Here is an 18,886-nt window from a genome sequence, read left to right as displayed (position 1 = left end):
ATTTAGACCTCATTCAGCCTGACCCACCGCTCCTCCTTGGCCGCCACCCGAATCGCCGTGGCCAACCGCTCAACCTCCCAAGCCGCCGCGAAATCCGTCCCGTCACTGCCCTTGCCGGCCAACGCCATCACCAACTCATGCACCTCCAGCGTCTTCAACTCGTTGTACCCCAACTGATGCCCCGGCGCCGGACTGAACGCCGCATACCCTGGCAACGAAGGCCCCGCCAACACCCGCTGAAATCCCTCCTGCCCAACCCGAAACAGCTGCAATTCATTCAACCGTTCCTGATCAAACAACAACGTGCCCCGCGTGCCACTGATCTCAAAGCTCAGGTGATTCTTATACCCATGCTTCAGCCAGCTACTGCTCACCGTCCCCCGTGCCCCATTGGCAAACCGCAACAACGCATGCACCTGGTCATCCACCGCAATCTCCCGCAGCGTCTCACTTCCGGCGGTGGCAGGCCGCTGCCCGTGCACCGTTTGCGTATCGGCACACACACTCACCACATCCCCCACCAAATAGCGCGCCATGGACAGTAAATGGCTGCCCAGATCCGCCAACGCACCGCCGGCATGTCCCACCTCACAGCGCCACGACCACGGCGACGCCGAATCCGCCATGAAATCCTCGCTGAACTCCCCCTGAAAACTGATGATCTCCCCCAACTCACCGCGGGCGATCAACTGCCGGGCCAAACCAATCATCGGGTTGTGCTGATAGTTGTAACCCACCCGCGTCACCACCCCGGCCTTGCTCGCCGCATCACGCATCGCGGCCGCCTGCTCCAGGCTCACCGCCAGCGGCTTCTCGCAATACACCGCCTTGCCTGCCGCCAGTGCAGCCATGGCCATGGGGTAGTGCAAATGGTTGGGAGTAGTGATGGCGACAACATCCACCTTGGGATCGTCAATCAACTGCTGCCAGTCGCCATGGGCCTGGGCAAACCCCCAGTCATTGGCGCAGCGTATTGCGCGCTCGGTATCGGCATCGGCCAGGGCGGCCAGCGTGAGCTTCACCGGCAGCTCGAACACCGCCCGCGCGTTATTGAACGCCAAGGCGTGGGCACGCCCCATAAAGCCTGTACCAATCAGGCCGATTCCGAGTTCGCGCATAGCCGGGTTCCTTCGAATTATTGTATTGAGAAGCCTATTTATGGAATAAATATTCCCAAAACTCAACACATAGAATAAAAATTCATTCCAGGGCTCTCCATTCATCCCGTGGCGAGGGAGCTTGCTCCCGCTGGGCTGCGCAGCGGCCCCAAAAAGCGTAGGAGCGCTGCGCACTCCAGCGGAAGCAAGCCCCCTCACCCCAACAGCCCCCCTCCACGGATCACCGCCGCTGATAGCACTACATTCAGCACCGACCCAAACCCCTCCAGTTAACAAAACATAACGTAGCGCCGATTGTCAGACGATTCCAAAGCCCGCTAGGATGGCCCAGCTTGCCCAAGGCGCTCTAGATTGCAGGTTTCAGGGCTCCCCACGGCAAGACGACCTAACAATAATAAATGGGAGAAAGGTCTATGAGTGAGCCTGTCATGGGTGTGGTGTTTTTCCGCCCGAAGGCCACGCGCAGGGTCGCATTGCTGGCCACAGCGCTCTCGTTGCTGGGGGTTGTCGCGTTGTCGACACCGGCCCATGCCGCCACAGAAACCACCGCCGCCGCGGTGTTCGCCATTGACTCCCCCAAGGCCGCCAAAAGCCTGATGATCGACGTGGTCCACGCAGGCAAGCGCCTGGTCGCGGTCGGTGATCGCGGGCACATCCTCTATTCCGACGACCAGGGCGCCACCTGGACTCAAGCCAAAGTCCCCACCCGGCAACTGCTGACCGCCGTGTTTTTCGCCGACGACCAACACGGCTGGGCGGTGGGCCATGACGCACAGATCCTCGCCACCACCGACGGCGGCGTGACCTGGACCCAACAATTCCAGGACCTCAAGCGCGAAGCACCGCTGCTCGACGTCTGGTTCAAGGACGCCAGCAACGGCTTTGCCGTGGGTGCCTACGGTGCGCTGATCGAAACCACCGACGGGGGCAAGACCTGGGACGACGTCAGCGACCGCCTCGACAACGAAGACCAATACCACCTCAACGCCATCGCCCAGGTGAAAGACGCCGGGCTGTTTATCGTCGGTGAGCAGGGCAGCATGTTCCGCTCCCATGACGAGGGGCAAACGTGGGAAAAACTCGAAGGCCCCTACGAGGGCTCGCTGTTCGGCGTGATCGGCACCGCCCAGGCGCAGACGCTGTTGGCCTACGGCCTGCGTGGCAACCTGTTCCGCTCCACGGATTTTGGCAGCACCTGGGAGCCGGTGGAGCTGAACGCCACTCGTGGCGCGCTGGAGTTCGGTTTGTCGGGGGCGACCCTGCTGGACGACGGTTCCATCGTGGTAGTGGGCAATGGTGGCAGCGTGGTGGTCAGCCACGACGACGGCCTGACCTTCAGCGTATTCAATCGCCCGGACCGCATTTCGCTGTCGGCGGTCACCGCGGCGGGCAACGGCAACTTGATTCTGGCGGGGCAGGGCGGCGTTCGCGTGGCCAGTCCAACCGGCGCCGAGCCGACAAAACAATAAGAAGGCGGGGACACCATGAGCAGTCATCACAACGACAAGGCCACGTTTCTCGAGCGCCTGATTTTCAATAACCGCCCGGCAGTCATCACGATCTGCCTGCTGGTGAGTATTTTCCTGTTCTGGCAGGCGACGTTGATTCGCCCGTCCACCAGCTTCGAAAAAATGATCCCCCTCCAGCACCCCTTCATCGAGAGGATGATGGAGCACCGCAATGACCTGGCGAACCTGGGCAACACGGTGCGCATTTCGGTGGAGGCCAAGGACGGTGACATCTTCACGAAGGAGTACATGGAGACCCTGCGCCAGATCAACGACGAGGTGTTCTACATCTCCGGCGTCGACCGCTCCGGCCTCAAGTCCCTGTGGAGCCCCAGCGTGCGCTGGACCGAAGTTACCGAAGAAGGCTTTGCCGGCGGTGAAGTGATCCCGCAGAGCTACAACGGCTCGCCGGAAAGCCTCGACCAGTTGCGCAACAACGTGCTGAAGTCCGGGCAGGTCGGGCGGTTGGTGGCCAACGACTTCAAGTCGAGCATCGTCGACATTCCGCTGCTGGAGTCCTATCCGGACCCACAGGACCAGGGCAAGCTGCTGGCCCTGGACTACCGCAAGTTCTCCCATGAGCTCGAAGACAAGATCCGCGACAAGTTCGAAGCGCAGAACCCCAACGTCAAGATCCACATTGTCGGTTTTGCCAAGAAGGTCGGCGACCTGATCGACGGCCTGGTGATGGTGGTGATGTTCTTCGGTATCGCCTTCGTCATCACCCTGGTGCTGCTGCTGTGGTTTACCAACTGCCTGCGCAGTACCGTCGCGGTGTTGAGCACCACGCTGGTGGCGGTGATCTGGCAGCTCGGGCTGATGCATGCCCTGGGTTTCGGGCTGGATCCCTACTCGATGCTCGTGCCGTTCCTGATCTTCGCCATCGGTATTTCCCACGGCGTACAGAAGATCAACGGCATCGCCCTGCAATCCAGTGATGCCGACAACGCCCTGACCGCGGCCCGGCGTACCTTCCGCCAGCTGTTCCTGCCGGGCATGATCGCGATCCTCGCCGATGCGGTCGGTTTTATCACCCTCTTGATCATCGATATCGGCGTGATCCGCGAGCTGGCAATCGGTGCTTCGGTGGGGGTGGCGGTCATCGTGTTCACCAACCTGATCCTGCTGCCGGTGGCGATCTCCTATGTCGGCATCAGCAAGCGCGCCATCGCCAAGAGCAAGAAGGATGCGCACCGCGAACACCCGTTCTGGCGCCTGCTGTCTAAGTTCGCCAGCCCCAAGGTCGCGCCGGTGTCGATAGCCCTGGCGCTGATCGCCTTCGGTGGCGGCCTCTGGTACAGCCAGAACCTGAAGATCGGTGACCTCGACCAGGGCGCGCCGGAGCTGCGCCCGGACTCGCGCTACAACAAGGACAACAATTTCATCATCAACAACTACTCCACCAGCTCCGACGTGCTGGTGGTGATGGTCAAGACTCCGCCCGAAGGCTGCTCGCGGTATGAAGCCATGGCGCCCATCGACCAGTTGATGTGGAAGATGCAGAACACCGAAGGCGTGCAGTCGGCCATCTCGCTGGTCACCGTGTCCAAACAGATGATCAAGGGCATGAACGAGGGCAACCTGAAATGGGAAACCCTGTCGCGCAACCCGGACGTGCTGAACAACTCCATTGCCCGTGCCGATGGCCTGTATAACAACAACTGTTCGCTGGCGCCGGTGCTGGTGTTCCTCAACGACCACAAGGCCGAAACCCTCGACCGCGCGGTGCATGCGGTGCAGGACTTCGCGAAAGAGAACAACAAGGACGGCCTGGAATTCATCCTCGCCGCCGGTAACGCCGGGATCGAGGCGGCCACCAACGAGGTGATCAAGGAGTCCGAGCTGACCATCCTGATCCTGGTGTACCTGTGCGTGGCCACCATGTGCATGATCACCTTCCGCTCGTGGGCGGCGACCCTGTGCATCGTGCTGCCGCTGGTGCTGACCTCGGTGCTGGGCAACGCGCTGATGGCGTTCATGGGCATCGGCGTCAAGGTCGCGACCTTGCCGGTGGTGGCGCTGGGGGTGGGGATTGGCGTGGACTATGGCATCTACATCTACAGCCGCCTGGAGAGTTTCCTGCGGGCCGGCCTGCCGTTGCAGGAAGCCTATTACCAGACGCTCAAGTCCACCGGTAAAGCCGTGCTATTCACCGGCCTGTGCCTGGCAATCGGCGTATGCACCTGGATCTTCTCGGCCATCAAGTTCCAGGCCGACATGGGGCTGATGCTGACCTTCATGCTGCTGTGGAACATGTTCGGCGCGTTGTGGCTGCTGCCGGCGCTGGCACGCTTCCTGATCAAGCCCGAGAAGCTGGCGGGGCAGAAGGGCAATTCGTTGTTCGCCCACTGATCCAACGCTGTTTGCCAAAACGCCGTGGCCTGTGCCACGGCGTTTTGCATTGCGCGGGCTTAGGCCGATGCAACGATTTGACCTATCATGAGGTCTTTCCTCTTGATGATTGATGGTTATGACTGCCGACACCGCTACCTTGCCCGACGCTTTTGAAGACTGCCAGATGGTCGAAATCGATGGCCTGCACAGCTTCGATTTCAGCCTGGATGACCAGACGTTATTGATCATCTGCATGGACGGTCGCGCCGAGAAGCGCTGGAGTTTCACCCTGGAGCAAGTCAAGGCGGCGACCTTTGATCAAACCCTGCAAAGCTGGACCCTTACCGGTGACTCGGGCGAACACCGCCTGGTCTGCATGAGCGGCGTCACCGGCAACAATAATGACGAGGATGAAGCGGATGATGATGCGTAAATTCTGGCCCCTGCTGATGGCCGGCAGCGTAGGCGCGATGTCGGTCCAGGCCGCGCCGGTGGACACCTATGAATTGCTCGTTGGCAGCTACACCGCCGGCACCAGCGAAGGTATCTACCGTTTGCAGTTCGACAGCCGTACCGGGCAGTTCAGCGGCCAGCCGGTGCTCGCCGCCAAGGCGGCCAACCCGTCGTGGCTGACCCTGTCCAAGGACCAGAAGCACCTGTTTGTGGTCAACGAAAACGGCCCGGGCCAAAAAGACCCGGTGGGGCGCGTCAGCAGCTACAGCATCGACCCGAAGAACCATCAACTGACCCTGATCAACCAGGTGCAGAGCCTGGGCAACGAGCCGACCCATTCCAGCCTGGCCAGTGACGGGCGCTACCTGTTCGTGGCCAACTATTCGGTGCTGGAAGATCCGGGCGGCAGCCTCGCGGTGCTGCCGCTAGACACCGAAGGCAAGCTGTCGCCGCCGGTGCAGTTGAGCGGGCACCCGGCCAGCCGGGTCAACCCGGAGCGCCAGGCGTCCAACCACGTGCATTCGGTGGTGTCTTCGCCGGACGGCAAATACGTGTTTGTCCAGGACCTGGGGGCGGACAAGATCTTTGCCTACCACTACGACCCCAAGGCCAACCATGAACTGCCGCTGACCCCGGCCGACCCTGCGTTTGTGCAATTGCCACCGGGCAGCGGCCCGCGGCACCTGCTGTTCACCGCAGACGGCAAGCACGCCTGGCTGACCACCGAGATGAGCGCGCAAGTGGCGGTGTTCGACTACAACGATGGCAAGCTGACCCAGAAGCAACTGGTCAACTTCGCGGATGGCCAGCCGGTGTCCGACAAGGCCGGTGCTGCACTGCACACCTCAAGCGACGGCAAGTTCCTCTACGTGAGCAACCGTGGCACCGCCAACCAGATGTTGGTGTTTGCCATCGACCCGGCCACTGCGCAGCTCAAAGAGATCCAGCGCCGATCGGTGGAAGGCGACCATCCCCGGGAGTTCGCCCTGGACCCCAGCGGCAAGTTCCTGCTGATCGCCAACCAGAAGAGCAACGAGATTGTGGTCGTCGAGCGCGATCCCAAGACCGGTCTTTTGGGCAAAACCGTGCAGAAACTGGCGATTGATGCCCCCAGCGACCTCAAGTTCCTGGTGCGGCAATAAGCCACAGGCCCCGCAGTGCGGGGCCTGACTTGTTGTATTAATACTATTAATAGCGGCTAGTGTTTCAATGAATTTCTAAGGCTAACCCCTCGGGCGTAAGTTTGGTTCCAAGGCCAACACAGGCCACCAAGCCAACCGAACACAAGGGTTACCGACATGAACTTCAATCTTTTCTCGATCATCGCCGCTTCCGCTGTTTCCGCCACCGTAGCGTTGCCAGCCAGCGCCAGTGTTGAAATCAGCAGCAAAAAAACCAGCACCAGCGCCTACACCCAGAAATACCTGCAACAAAGCGCCAACTTCTATGCAGCGCTGGACCACAAAATCCAGAACTGATCTTGAAGCTGATGAAGATCAAATGTGGGAGCGGGCTTGCTCGCGAAAGCGCCGGGTCAGTCTATACATGGGCTGACTGATACACCGCCTTCGCGAGCAAGCCCGCTCCCACATTTTGTCCTGCGACAGTCTCAGGTTTTTGCCATCACGGCGATGAACAACGGCGATTCCAGGAAGCGTTGCAACCAGTCCTGCAACCGCGGATAGGGCGCCCGGGCAAACCACTCCCGATCCACATGGGCAAACTGCCGCACAAACGGTGCAAGTGCCACATCCGCCAGGCTCAAATGCCCGGCCAGCAAATACTCCTGCTCCGCCAGCAACCCCTCCAGCTTCATCAGAAACACCTCACCCTCGGCCCGATAATGCTCCATCGGCTGCTCCGGATAGCGCTCGGCATACTTGTATCGATTCAATTGATGTTTGAAGCCCTGATCATTCTCTTCAATCAGCGCCTGCGTCGCCCGATCATCCCCAAGCAACCAACCCTCAGGATCGTTCTGTGCCAGTGCCCAGCGCATGATCGCCAGGCTTTCATCGATCACCCGGCCATCCACGCTCAGCACCGGCACCGTGCCTTTGGGTGACAACGCGAGCATCTCAGCCGGCTTGGCCTTGAGGCTGACCTCGATGATCTGCACCGCCACCCCTGAATACCGCAAGGCCATCCGCGCCCGCATCGCATAGGGGCAACGGCGGAACGAATACAACACGGCCTCGCTCACTTGACCTCCAGGGTGCTCAAGCCATTGCCCTGGCGCTTGACCTGAATCTGCACCGGAATCCGCTCGTGCATTTCCTGCACATGGGAAATCACCGCCACCTTGCGGCCCTGGGCCTGCAAGCCGTCGAGGGCGTCCATCGCCAGTTGCAGCGACTCGGGGTCGAGACTGCCGAAGCCTTCGTCGATAAACAGCGACTCGATCTTCAACGTGCTCGACGCCATCGACGCCAGGCCCAAAGCCAGCGCCAGCGACACCAGGAACGTCTCGCCGCCGGACAACGAGTGCACCGAACGCAGTTCGTCGCCCATCTCCGTGTCGAGTACCAGCAGGCCGAGCATGCTGCCGCCGCGTTTGAGGCGGTAGCGGCGTACCAGTTGGCGCAGTTGTACGTTGGCGTGGTGCACCAGCAGGTCGAGGTTGTAGGCCTGGGCGATCTTGCGGAAGGTATCGCCGGTGGCCGAACCGATCAGCGCATTCAGGCGTGCCCAGCGTTGCCATTCTTCGTAGGCCTTGGCGATCTCGGCCGCCAAGGCCTGGTTGGCATCCTGGCGGCGCTGGTCGTCGGCCTGTTGGGCGCGCAGTTCGGCGCAGTGTTTTTCGCCAATGATCAGCGCGGCATTGAGTTCGGCCAGGGCGCTGTCCAGTTGCTCGGCGTCGAGGTTGCCGTTGTGCAGCGCCTGGTGATCCTTGAGCCGCTGTTCGCGCTCTTGCAGCAACACCTTGGCCTGCTCGATGGCTTTTTCGCTGTGTTGCAGTTGCTGGCGTAGCTCGGCCACCTGCGGCTCATCGAAGGCCACCAGGCGCGCCAGGCCTTCGTCATCGAGTTCCGGGTGCAACGCGCGCCAGTCGTTCAGGCGCGTGCTGAGGGCCAGGTGCTCGGTGTCCAGGGATTGTTGGCGCTCTTGCAGCGACTTGAGGTCGGCGGCCAGTTGGATCAACTGGTTGCGGGTGTCCTGCAACTGCTGGTTGGCCTCGCTCTCATGCTGGCGAGCCTGCTCGACGGCCTGGTCCAGCTGCTGTTGCCAGTGCTCGGCGCTGGGGTTTTCGCCCAGCAGGCCGGCGAGTTTTTCCTCGGCCGCGTGTTGCAGGGCGCTCTGTTCGGCGAGCTGTTTGTGCAAAGTCTCCAGCTGCTGCTGGCGATGTTGCTGGCGGTCCTGCTCTTTCTCGATGGCTTGCTGGCGCTGTAGCTGCTCGGCCAATTCTTCCTTTTGGTTGTCGAGCTGTTCCAGGCGCTGGCTGACCTGCTGGTCGAGCAACATGAAGGTCGCCGCCGGCTCGCTGCGCAGGCCTTCGAGGGTCTCGGTGGGCAGCAGGCTGGCGAAGGCGTTGAGTTCTTCGTCCAGGCGTTCGCGGTCGTTGGACAGTTCCCGTTGCTGGTCGATCAGTAACTGGCGCGCCTGTTGGCTGGCGTCCTGGGCGGCTTGCAGTTGTTGCTGCAAACGCCCGGCGTTCTGTTGCAGGTTGAGCAGGGCGCCCTGGCGTTGCTCGTCCTGGGTGAGGCTCTGGCTGAGCTGGCTCAGTTGCTGGGCGAGCCAGGCATCACGCTTGGCCGCGTCCTGGTTGAACAGCGAGGCGGACAGCGGATGGGCTTCAAGGCTTGGCAGCAAGGCCTGCAACTGGCTGGCGAGTTGCTCCTGTTGTTGCAGGAATTCCTTTTGCTGGGCGATCAGGCCGCCCACTTCGCCACGCAGGTCAGTGAGTTTTTCCTTGAGCACATCCACGGCTTGCTGCGCGTTGGCTTCTTCGCTTTCGTCGTGGCGGGTCAGGCTTTGCAGCATGGCTTCGGGCTGGTGATACGGGTGCTCGACGCTGCCGCACACCGGGCACGGCTGCTCATCCTGAAGCTGGCCGCGCAATTCCTCGACGCTGGCACTGCGGGCCAGGCGCTGGCGCTCCAGCAGTTGCTTGGTGACGGTCAGGGTTTGTTCGGCGACGGCCAGCTCGGCCTTGGCCTGCAAGCCGCTCTGGTTCAACAGTTCGCGTTGTTGCTGGGCGAGGGTCTGCTTTTGCGTCAGGGCCTGGCTCTGGCTGTCGAGTTGCTGATGGCTGTTCCACAGCCGCGCCAGGTCTTCAAACGCGCGATGTTGCTTGCGGTTGTCCTGGAGCAGGCTGCCGAGCAACTGGATCTGTTCGGCCACTGCATGGGGTTCGGCGCCGGCTTCGTGGTACAGCAGGTCAAGGGCTTCGCGTTGCTCGGTCCATTTTTCACCGAGACGGGTGGCGCGCTCTTCCAGTTGTGGCAGTTCGGCCTGGCCTTTATTGAGGCGATTGCCGATCAGCATCAGCTGTTGCAAGCGGTCGCGGTAGGCGCTCCAGGCCTCACTCAACGGCGCGAGGGCGGCGCTGCGTTCAAGCTCTGCGGCCAGCCGGTGCAGGCGCTCGGCGACAACTTTCTGCTTGTCGAGCAAGCCGGTCAACGTCGCCTGGCCTTCCACGCAGGCAGCTTCACCCAGCTGCTTCTCTTCGCTGCGTTTGGCCAGCTCACGGGTCAAGTGGGCGAGGGTGGTTTGCTCCTCGAAGGCCTGGCGCAGCAAGGGCACAGCGTCGGCTTGCTGCTTGAGGGCCTGGGCGAGGGCGGCTTGCACGTCGGCCTGTTGCTGTTGCAGTTGGGTCTGGCGGGTGTGCAACGCGGTTTGTTGCTCAAGGTGCTGCTGGATTTGCGCGGCAAGGGGCTGCAACTGCGTGGTCAGTTCGGCCTGGCGGGCGAAGTGGTGACGTTGCGGCGCCAGTTGTTCCAGGCGGCTGAGGTCCAGGCGCTGCGGGCCCTGGCTTGCCCAGTGTTGCTGGGCCTGTTGCAGTTGCTCGACCGCACTTTGTTGGCGCTCCTGCCACTCCCGCAGTTCCTTCAGCCAGGTGTGCTGCAACTCGAGTTGCTTGAGTTGCGCCTGCTGGGTCTTGAGCTGTTGCTGTGCGGCGGCCAGTTGCTCGTCGAGTTCGGCGCGGGCCTCGGGGGCCAGCGGGGTGACGCCGGTGGCCTGGTCCTGCAGGTGTTTGTGGGCGTCCCGGGCGTCCTTGGCTTTGTCGAAGGCGCGGCGACCGAGTTGGGTGTAGAGCGCCGTGTCGGTGAGCTTTTCCAGCAGTTCGCTGCGCTCGTTGTCGTTGGCCTTGAGGAACGCGCTGAACTCACTTTGCGCGAGCAACACGGCGCGGGTGAACTGCTCGAAGTTCAGGCCCAGGGCCAATTCCAGCTGGGTCTTGTATTCGATTTTCTGGCTGGCCAGCAGTTGCTCGCTGTCCAGGTCGATCAGGCTTTGCCGGCTGGCTTGCAGCTTGCCGCTGGCCTTGTCCCGGGCGCGGTTGGCTTCCCAGCGGGCGCGGTAGCGACGGCCACTGACGCCGACAAAATCCACTTCGGCATAACCGCCGCCAGTGCCCCGGCGAATCAGGGTGCGTGGGTCACCGATGGAAATATCGGTGTCGGCATCCGGCATTTTTGCCTGGCCGGTATCGCCCAGGCGCGGCACGGCGCCAAACAGCGCCAGGCACAGCGCATCGAGCAAGGTACTTTTGCCGGCGCCGGTGGGCCCGGTAATCGCGAACAGCCCGGCGCTGGCCAGGGGCTCGGCGGTAAAGTCGATTTCAAACGGACCCGCCAAAGAGGCGAGGTTTTTCAGGCGAATGGCGAGGATCTTCATGGCTGTTCGCCCTCCTGTTGCACTTCCTGGAGCAGCACGGCGAAGTCCTTCAGGGTCTGTTCGTCCATTTCACTGCCGTAGCTTTCCTGCCAGGCGCGGCTGAACAATTCCTGGGGCGTGAGTTGGTCGAGTTCGATCAGGCGGTCTTCCTGGCTGTCTTCACGGCCTCCGTTGCCTGCGTATTCAGCGGCGATGCGCACCAGGCGCACGGCCTTGCCTTGCAGGGCGTTTTCCACCTGCTGGCGCAGGTCGGGCTGCGGTTCGTCGAGGCGCACCCGCACTTCCAGCCACGGTTGGCGCTGGGTTTCGGCCAGCAGGTCGATGTCGGGCAGGTCGGCCAGTTGCTTGAGGATGTCGGCCAGGGGCGCGGCTTCCAGGCGTTGCAGGTTGACCGAGCGCGGGATCAGGCGGGATTCGACGCTGACCAGGGTTTCGCCGTCCAGTTGCACGTCGAGGATCTGGTGCTGGTAGCCGATTTCCGAGAATGACAGCGGAATCGGTGAGCCGCAGTAGCGAATCCGCTCCTCGCCATTCACCCGCTGGGGTTTATGCAAATGGCCGAGGGCCACATAGCTGACGGTGGCATCGAACAGGCTGGCCGGCAGCGCTTCGGCATTGCCGATGATCAGGCTGCGCTCGGAGTCTTCCGACACCGAGCCGCCGGCCATGTGCGCATGGCTGATGGCAACCAGTGCCTGGCCCGGCTGGCGCTTGGCGTTGGCGGCAGCAATCAGCCACTCGTGAACCTGGCCGATGCCCCGCAGGTAATCGTCCCCCAGTTGTGCGCCGGTCACTTCGGCCGGGCGCAGGAACGGCAATGCCAGGCACCAGCCGGCAATTTCACCGTCGGCACCGGGCAATGGAATCAGCAGGCGTTCGACATCCAGTTGTCCGTCATCCAGCCACAGCACCCGGCCCAGGGCGTGGGTGCGCAGGCGGCGCATCAACGGCGCCGGCAGTTCGATGCGCGAGCCGGAGTCGTGGTTGCCGGCGATCATCACGATGGTCAGTGCAGGGTTTTGCTCATGGGCGCTGATGATGAAGTCGTACAGCCGCTCCTGGGCCTTGAGTGGCGGGTTGACCGTGTCGAAAATATCGCCGGCGATCAACAGCACGTCAGGGCGATGCAGGCCCAACTGGCCCAGCAGCCAGTCGAGGAAGCAGGCGTGTTCGAAGTCGCGTTCCTGGCCGTGCAGGTTTTGCCCAAGGTGCCAGTCGGAGGTATGAAACAGACGCAAGGCGATCTCCGTAAAAAAGAGGGTGACCGCTCAAGACAAGGTGGCGGTACGCAGAACCGCCAATTCTACTTTGCAAATGAACCTATTGCGCGTACGCCCTGCTTTTTGTGGTGGGGGAGCTTGCTGTGGTGAAGGAGAGTGCTGTGGTGGGGGAGCTTGCTGTGGTGAGGGAGCAAGCTCCCTCACCACAGCAAGCTGTCTCACACTTATTGAGGTGTCTGGCGAAGTTAAACGTCGCGCATCAAAAGGCCGAAACGCAGGTCCATCTCCGCCGGGATCTGCAAATACACCGTATGCCCGTCACCCGGCGCCACCGCGATGGCCTCGCCCTTGGCGTTGTGCAATGAGCCCAGGTTAAAGTGGAAATTCCCCGCCGGGGTCATCAGTTCCAGGTGATTGCCCACGGCAAAACGGTTCTTGACCTTGACCTCGGCCAGCTCGCCGCGCCGTTCACCGGTCAGTTCTCCGACGAACTGCTGGCGTTCGGACACCGAGCTGCCGTTCTGATAGTTCTGATACTCATCGTGCACGTGCCGGCGCAGGAAACCCTCGGTGTAGCCGCGCTGGGCCAGGGATTCGAGGTTGGTCATCAAGCCCCGGTCAAAGTCGCGCCCGGCCACCGCGTCATCAATCGCCTGGCGATATACCTGGGTGGTGCGGGCGCAGTAAAAGTGGGATTTGGTGCGGCCTTCGATCTTCAACGAGTGCACGCCCATGCGCGTCAGCCGCTCGACGTGCTGCACCGCCCGCAGGTCCTTGGCGTTCATGATGTAGGTGCCGTGTTCATCTTCGAAGGCGGGCATCTGTTCGTCGGGGCGATTGGCCTCCTGCAGCAGGAACACCTGGTCGGTGGGCGCACCGAGGCCCAGGGTCGGCTCGGGCGCATAGTGCTGCACGATGTCGCCGGCGGCGTTTTCCACCGCAGGCGTCGCCTGGTATTTCCAGCGGCAGGCGTTGGTGCAGGTGCCCTGGTTGGCATCCCGCTTGTTCATGTAGCCCGACAGCAGGCAGCGCCCGGAATAGGCCATGCACAGCGCGCCGTGCACAAATACTTCCAGCTCCATGGCGGGGACTTGCTGGCGAATCTCGTCGATTTCCTCCAGCGACAACTCCCGGGACAGGATGATTCGGCAGATGCCCTGCGCCTGCCAGAATTCGACGCTGGCCCAGTTCACCGTATTGGCCTGCACCGACAGGTGGATCGGCATGTGCGGGAAGTGCCGGCGCACCAGCATGATCAGGCCCGGGTCGGACATGATCAGCGCATCCGGGCCCATGGCGATCACCGGGGCAAGGTCCTTGAGGAAGGTTTTCAGCTTGGCGTTGTGAGGCGCGATGTTGACCACCACATAGAACCGCTTGCCCTGGGCCTGGGCTTCCTGGATGCCGAGGGCGAGGTTGGCGTGGTCGAACTCGTTATTGCGCACCCGCAGGCTGTAGCGCGGTTGCCCGGCGTAGACGGCATCGGCACCGTAGGCAAAGGCATAACGCATGTTTTTCAGGGTGCCGGCGGGGGCGAGCAGTTCGGGGGCGATAACGGGAGGCATGGGTTCGGGTCGCAAAAGGGCGGCAGGGTAGCCGGGCCGGGTGCGCAGTTTATTGATCCAGGTCTAATAAGTAGGGCACTCGCGGGATTTGCAGTGGACTAAACATCAAGGCGCACATGAGCGCCTGGTGTTTTAGACATGGACCGGACATGAACCAAACCAATCTGCAATTCAAAACCCTGCTGTTACTGCTCGCCCTGGTGACCATCGCGTTTATCTGGATTTTGCTGCCGTTCTACGGCGCGGTGTTCTGGGCGGTGATCCTGGGGATCATCTTTGCGCCGATGCAACGGCGCTTCCAGCAACGTTTTGGCTGGAACCGCAATCTCACATCCCTGGCAACCCTGACGGTGTGCCTGATAATCGCGATTCTGCCGGTGATCATCACCAGTGCCTTGCTGGTGCAGGAGGGCGCGACGCTTTACAAGAACGTCGAGAGCGGCAAGCTCGACGTTGCCGGGTATATCGAGCAGTTCAAGAACTTCCTGCCACCGTATTTCCAGCATCTGCTGGACCGCTTCGGCATGGGCAACCTGGAAGGCCTGCGGGAGAAGATCGTCAAGAGTGCGATGCAGGGCAGCCAGTTTTTTGCGACCCAGGCGTTCAGCTTCGGCCAGGGCACGTTTGATTTCCTGGTGAGTTTTTTCATCATGCTGTACTTGCTGTACTTCCTGCTGCGCGATGGCCCCGAGCTGGTGCGCAAAGTGCGCACCGCGGTGCCGCTGGCCGAACCGCAGAAGCGTCGCCTGCAATTGAAGTTCAACCGGGTGGTGCGTGCCACGGTGAAAGGCAACGTGCTGGTAGCGGTCACGCAAGGCGCGTTGGGTGGTTTGATCTTCTGGTTCCTGGACATTCCCAGCGCGTTGCTCTGGGCGGTGTTGATGGCGTTTCTGTCGCTGCTGCCGGCGGTGGGCGCGGGGATCGTGTGGGGGCCGGTGGCGGCGTACTTCCTGCTGAGCGGGTCGATCTGGCAGGGCGTGGTGCTCGGGTTGTTCGGGGTATTTGTGATCGGGCTGGTGGACAATGTGCTAAGGCCCATCCTGGTGGGCAAGGACACCCGCATGCCGGATTACCTGATCCTTATCTCAACCTTGGGCGGCCTGTCGATCTTTGGCTTGAACGGCTTTGTCATTGGGCCACTGATTGCTGCGTTGTTCATGTCCAGCTGGGCGCTGTTTGTGGAAACCAAACCGCGGGTGCAACTGCCTTAGGCATGAAAGCAATGCGCCATTTTGACCGACAGGGCCTGGGCGGCCGGTAGTGAAGTGAGTGGGCCGCTGATGGCTTCGCCATCGCGTACCAGGTACCAGCAGGCGAGTAGACCCAGCTCCCGGAGAGAGGCGGGAACGGCACTGCCGATGACAGACATGATTTGAATAGTGGGCATGATGACCTCCGATACGCTATGGAGGTGACATTACGGTGCGCGGGCCTTCAGGGAAAATCAACCTGCTCGATAGTCGACATCACTGTTATCGAGCGACCCTCAGTCAGTCGACCACCTGGTCGAGCATATGCACCACTTCCTGTTCACTGAGCAGGCCCTTGCGCACCAGGTTTTCCGTCAGCAAGGACAGGAACTTGGCGTTGCGATGGCCTTCCAGGGCCTTGAGCTCCGTCAGTACGCTATAGACCTTGCTCGAGGTGCATAGGCCGGCGGTGCGATGTGGGTTTTGCGTGGGCATGGGCAATCGTCCTTGTTGTTATTGGTCGGACAGTGTTGATAGTGGAAGCCTTTTGAGACACAAACATGACAGCGCAAGCCCCGTTCGGGCAAGCGCCTATTGAGATCAATGATGTGGGATTTGGCCACAGCCATTGTCCTTATAACGACCTTGGCGAGATTTATTCAGACCTGCAGGCCAAAAAAAGGCCCCGCTTTTAGGGCGGAGCCTGTTCAGGTGTATCAGTTGAGGCTTACCAGCCGCGACCGTAATAGCCGTGTGGAGGGCCGTAGTAGCCGCGCGGTGGGCCGTAGTAGACCGGCGCCGGGCGGTAATAAACCTGTTGTTGCACATACACAGGCGGTGGCGGTGCGTAGTAGACCGGCGGCGGAGCGGCATACACCGGCTGCGGCTGGACATACACCGGTTGTTGCACGTAGACCGGCCGCGATTGACTGGCGACGATCGAGCCGCCTACCACTGCACCAACAACGGCTCCCAGTGCGAGCGGAGCACCCCAACCACCACCGTGGGCGGAGGCCTGTCCTGCCATAGCGAGTGCGCCGATCAGCAAGGCGATCTTGGGGAGTTTACGAATCATGGTCATTCCTCGGTTAGCCCCTGCGCTCATGGTCTGCAATCAATCGACTCAAGGATTGTCGCGGGGATACTTTTAAGACAGCGTATTTCTAAAAAACAGCACAGCCGATAGGTAAAGGTTGTGTAAGGTCTGTATCGGTTGGCTTACACAAGTGGCCGGGCACAGTGCGTATGATCCATGAGAACCCGCCGGCGCGGGTATTCCGTCTATCCGAAACCGCCTCTGGAATGGCTTCAAGGAGTTACCGATGCAGATGAACCCCAACAAGGACACCCAACTGTGCATGTCACTGTCGGCGCGCCCAGGGAACTTTGGCCTGCGCTTTCATAACCACCTGTATGAGCAGTTGGGGTTGAATTTCTACTACAAGGCCTTCAGTAGCCAGGACCTGCCGGGCGCCGTCGGTGGCATTCGGGCCTTGGGCATTCGGGGTTGTGGCGTGTCGATGCCGTTCAAGGAAGCCTGTATTGCCCTGGTGGATGAGCTGGACGATTCGGCGCGGGCCATTGCGTCAATCAATACCATCGTCAACACCGACGGGCATTTGAAGGCCTACAACACCGATTACATCGCCATCGAGCAACTGCTGCACAAGCACCAGGTGCCCAAGGACTCGACCTTCGCCCTGCGCGGCAGCGGCGGCATGGCCAAGGCGGTGGCCAGTGCCTTGCGCGATGGCGGCTACGCCAAGGGCGTGATCGTGGCGCGCAATGAAGAAGCGGGCCGGGCGCTGGCCCAGAGCCTGGGGTATGAGTGGCAGGCGCAGTTGGGTGCCTTGCGCCCGCAGATGCTGGTCAACGTGACGCCGATTGGCATGACCGGAGGGGCGGAAGCGGATCAGTTGGCGTTTGAAGCTGACGCGGTTGATGCGGCCGAGACGGTCTTCGATGTGGTGGCGATTCCCTCGGAAACCCCACTGATCCTGCGTGGACGGGCCCAGGGCAAACGAGTGATCACCGGTTTGGAAGTGATCGCCATCCAGGCGTTGGAGCAGTTCGTGCTGTACACCGGCGTGCGGCCGACGGATGAGCAGTTTCAGGCGGCGGTGGCGTTTGCCCGGAGCTGAGCATCACCGCTGGCGGTGTGGAGAGTGAGCTTGCTGTGGAGGGTGAGCTTTTGTGGCGAGGGAGCTTGCTCCCGCTGGGTTGCGCAGCAGCCCCAAGAAAATGGGAGCGCTACGCACTCCAGCGGGAGCAAGCTCCCTCGCCACAAAAGCTCCATCACCACAGCGAGCTCCATCACCACAGAAGCCCACTCACCACAAACATTATTCGAGCCGCGAAAGGCGCTCTTCCAGCGCCGCAATCCGCGCTTCCAGCTCTTCGATACGCTCCAGGGAAACCCCACTTCCCGCACCACGCTCCACCGGATTCCCACGTGCCGCCAGGATCGCTTCAATGTCCGCCGGGTCGCCCAGGGCGTGCATGTACCGATCTTCCCGCTGCCCCGACTGACGCGGCACCAACAACGCCAGCCCACGGGCAATCAGGCGTTCCAGTTGATGCACCACCTGCTCGGCGTCTTCAAAGTCATGCATGCGCCCGCTGCGGGTCAGCAGTTCGTTGACCGTCTGCGGCCCCCGCAGGAACAGCAACCCGCTGAGAATCACCTGGGCCGGCACCAGCTCCAGCGCCTTGTCCACCCGATGCTCCCAGCGGTCGGCGCGGCTGCCCATCACCAGCCGGGTAAACCCGCGGCCTTCCAGGGCACGCAGGCTCTGGCCAACCTGGCCCTGGCTGAGGTTCATCACCGGTTCGCGGCTGGTTTTCTGGTTACAGGCGATCACCAGCGCGTTGAGGGTCAACGGGTAGGTTTCGGGGCTGGTGGCCTGTTTTTCGATCAGGCAGCCAAGGATGCGGATTTCCGTGCTGTTCAGGCGCGGCTCTTCGGAAGTGGTGTCGTGCTCGGTGGTCATCGCGCTTTCCCTAATGCAGTGAGCTCACTAGCCTAATCCTGAAAAAATAAAAGACAAGCGGCGCCGGTGGCCGGCATGTCTATAATCGCGGCTGTTTCAAACCCTGCCACAACTGTCGAGACTGTCATGACTATTTCCCTGTACGCCGCTTCCCTCCCGGTCTTCAAGCAAATGCTCAACGCCTTGAGCGATGTGCTGAACAAGGCCGAGGCCCACGCCACCGCCAAGAACATCGACCCGAACGCCTTCCTGCAGGCACGCCTGTACCCGGACATGTTCCCGCTGGTGCGCCAGGTGCAGATCGCCGTCGACTTCGCCAAAGGCGTTTCTGCCCGCCTGGCTGAAATCGAAGTTCCGAAATACGACGATACAGAAGTTACCTTCGCCGACCTGCAAGCGCTGATCGCCAAGGTCCTGGCGTTTATCGACACCATCACCCCGGCCCAGGTCGACGGTAAAGAGGGCATCGAGATCATCACTCGCCCTGGCACCCCGAAAGAGAAGCGCTTCAGCGGCCAGTCGTACCTGCTGAGCTACGGCCTGCCGCAGTTCTTCTTCCACGTCACCACCGCTTACGCCTTGCTGCGTCACAACGGCGTGGAAGTGGGCAAGCGCGACTACATGGGCGCGTTCTAAGCCTTGTAATAAAAAGCCCGGGGCGGTTCATTCA

At 61.5% G+C, this 18,886-nt stretch carries 17 protein-coding genes; 8 read left to right on the top strand and 9 right to left on the bottom strand.

The features are described 5' to 3' along the window. Nucleotides 1-2 precede the first annotated feature (2 nt). Nucleotides 3-1,118 carry a Gfo/Idh/MocA family protein gene (locus C0058_RS19860; RefSeq protein WP_102369394.1) on the bottom strand — a complete coding sequence of 372 codons (1,116 nt, stop codon included), beginning with the start codon at nucleotides 1,116-1,118 and terminating at the stop codon, nucleotides 3-5. 428 nt (nucleotides 1,119-1,546) lie between these two features. Between C0058_RS19860 and C0058_RS19855 the strand changes: the two genes are divergently transcribed. From C0058_RS19855 to C0058_RS19835, 5 genes are all read left to right on the top strand, one after another. After that, nucleotides 1,547-2,587 carry a YCF48-related protein gene (locus C0058_RS19855; protein ID WP_003211203.1) on the top strand — a complete coding sequence of 347 codons (1,041 nt, stop codon included), beginning with the start codon at nucleotides 1,547-1,549 and terminating at the stop codon, nucleotides 2,585-2,587. A 15-nt stretch (nucleotides 2,588-2,602) separates the two neighbouring features. Further along, nucleotides 2,603-4,978: an RND family transporter gene (locus C0058_RS19850; RefSeq protein ID WP_003211205.1), complete on the top strand. Its 2,376-nt coding sequence runs from the start codon at nucleotides 2,603-2,605 to the stop codon at nucleotides 4,976-4,978. Nucleotides 4,979-5,096: 118 nt separating this feature from the next. Continuing rightward, a complete protein-coding gene (locus tag C0058_RS19845; protein WP_102369393.1) occupies nucleotides 5,097-5,393 on the top strand; it encodes a DUF5629 family protein in 297 nt (98 codons plus the stop codon). After that, nucleotides 5,380-6,555, top strand: a complete 1,176-nt coding sequence (locus C0058_RS19840; RefSeq protein WP_008435939.1) for a lactonase family protein — start codon at nucleotides 5,380-5,382, stop codon at nucleotides 6,553-6,555. Before C0058_RS19845 ends, C0058_RS19840 begins: the two co-directional genes overlap by 14 nt. Before the next feature lie 156 nt (nucleotides 6,556-6,711). Then, entirely contained in the window at nucleotides 6,712-6,891 is a 180-nt protein-coding gene (locus C0058_RS19835) for a hypothetical protein (protein WP_003211212.1), read from the top strand. Nucleotides 6,892-7,022: 131 nt separating this feature from the next. On the opposite strand, the gene C0058_RS19830 is transcribed toward C0058_RS19835, so the two are convergent. From C0058_RS19830 to yegQ, 4 genes are all read right to left on the bottom strand, one after another. Then, nucleotides 7,023-7,616: a glutathione S-transferase gene (locus tag C0058_RS19830; protein ID WP_102369392.1), complete on the bottom strand. Its 594-nt coding sequence runs from the start codon at nucleotides 7,614-7,616 to the stop codon at nucleotides 7,023-7,025. Beyond that, nucleotides 7,613-11,251: an AAA family ATPase gene (locus C0058_RS19825; protein WP_102369391.1), complete on the bottom strand. Its 3,639-nt coding sequence runs from the start codon at nucleotides 11,249-11,251 to the stop codon at nucleotides 7,613-7,615. Before C0058_RS19825 ends, C0058_RS19830 begins: the two co-directional genes overlap by 4 nt. Then, nucleotides 11,248-12,489: an exonuclease SbcCD subunit D C-terminal domain-containing protein gene (locus tag C0058_RS19820; protein ID WP_102369390.1), complete on the bottom strand. Its 1,242-nt coding sequence runs from the start codon at nucleotides 12,487-12,489 to the stop codon at nucleotides 11,248-11,250. The genes C0058_RS19825 and C0058_RS19820 overlap by 4 nt, the downstream gene beginning before the upstream one ends. A 227-nt stretch (nucleotides 12,490-12,716) precedes the next feature. Beyond that, a complete protein-coding gene (gene yegQ / locus C0058_RS19815; protein ID WP_102369389.1) occupies nucleotides 12,717-14,036 on the bottom strand; it encodes a tRNA 5-hydroxyuridine modification protein YegQ in 1,320 nt (439 codons plus the stop codon). Nucleotides 14,037-14,185: 149 nt separating this feature from the next. Between yegQ and C0058_RS19810 the strand changes: the two genes are divergently transcribed. Continuing rightward, nucleotides 14,186-15,247 (top strand): AI-2E family transporter, encoded by a 1,062-nt coding sequence (locus tag C0058_RS19810; RefSeq protein ID WP_003211223.1) that lies wholly within the window; start codon nucleotides 14,186-14,188, stop codon nucleotides 15,245-15,247. Here C0058_RS19810 and C0058_RS19805 read toward each other — a convergent pair. The 3 genes from C0058_RS19805 to C0058_RS19795 all read right to left on the bottom strand — a co-directional run bounded on the left by C0058_RS19805 (nucleotide 15,244) and on the right by C0058_RS19795 (nucleotide 16,307). After that, nucleotides 15,244-15,423 (bottom strand): hypothetical protein, encoded by a 180-nt coding sequence (locus C0058_RS19805; protein WP_003211225.1) that lies wholly within the window; start codon nucleotides 15,421-15,423, stop codon nucleotides 15,244-15,246. The genes C0058_RS19810 and C0058_RS19805 overlap by 4 nt on opposite strands. A 103-nt stretch (nucleotides 15,424-15,526) precedes the next feature. After that, nucleotides 15,527-15,721, bottom strand: a complete 195-nt coding sequence (locus C0058_RS19800) for a hypothetical protein (RefSeq protein WP_003211226.1) — start codon at nucleotides 15,719-15,721, stop codon at nucleotides 15,527-15,529. A gap of 232 nt (nucleotides 15,722-15,953) precedes the next feature. Next, nucleotides 15,954-16,307 (bottom strand): hypothetical protein, encoded by a 354-nt coding sequence (locus tag C0058_RS19795; protein WP_008435927.1) that lies wholly within the window; start codon nucleotides 16,305-16,307, stop codon nucleotides 15,954-15,956. 241 nt (nucleotides 16,308-16,548) lie between these two features. Between C0058_RS19795 and C0058_RS19790 the strand changes: the two genes are divergently transcribed. Then, on the top strand, nucleotides 16,549-17,367 hold the full coding sequence (locus C0058_RS19790; protein WP_003211230.1) for a shikimate 5-dehydrogenase: 819 nt from the start codon (nucleotides 16,549-16,551) through the stop codon (nucleotides 17,365-17,367). A gap of 201 nt (nucleotides 17,368-17,568) precedes the next feature. Here C0058_RS19790 and C0058_RS19785 read toward each other — a convergent pair whose 3' ends face one another. After that, nucleotides 17,569-18,216, bottom strand: coding sequence for a YceH family protein (locus tag C0058_RS19785; RefSeq protein WP_003211232.1), 648 nt, complete (start codon nucleotides 18,214-18,216; stop codon nucleotides 17,569-17,571). Nucleotides 18,217-18,342: 126 nt separating this feature from the next. Here C0058_RS19785 and C0058_RS19780 point away from each other — a divergent pair, with 126 nt between their 5' ends. Beyond that, on the top strand, nucleotides 18,343-18,852 hold the full coding sequence (locus C0058_RS19780) for a DUF1993 family protein (RefSeq protein ID WP_003211233.1): 510 nt from the start codon (nucleotides 18,343-18,345) through the stop codon (nucleotides 18,850-18,852). Nucleotides 18,853-18,886: the final 34 nt, after the last annotated feature.

Origin of the sequence: Pseudomonas sp. NC02 (assembly GCF_002874965.1) — a bacterium.
In the GTDB taxonomy this organism is placed as follows: Bacteria; Pseudomonadota; Gammaproteobacteria; order Pseudomonadales; family Pseudomonadaceae; genus Aquipseudomonas.
Note: the sequence above shows the minus strand (reverse complement) of the source record. Positions and strands in the feature narration are given on the sequence as shown.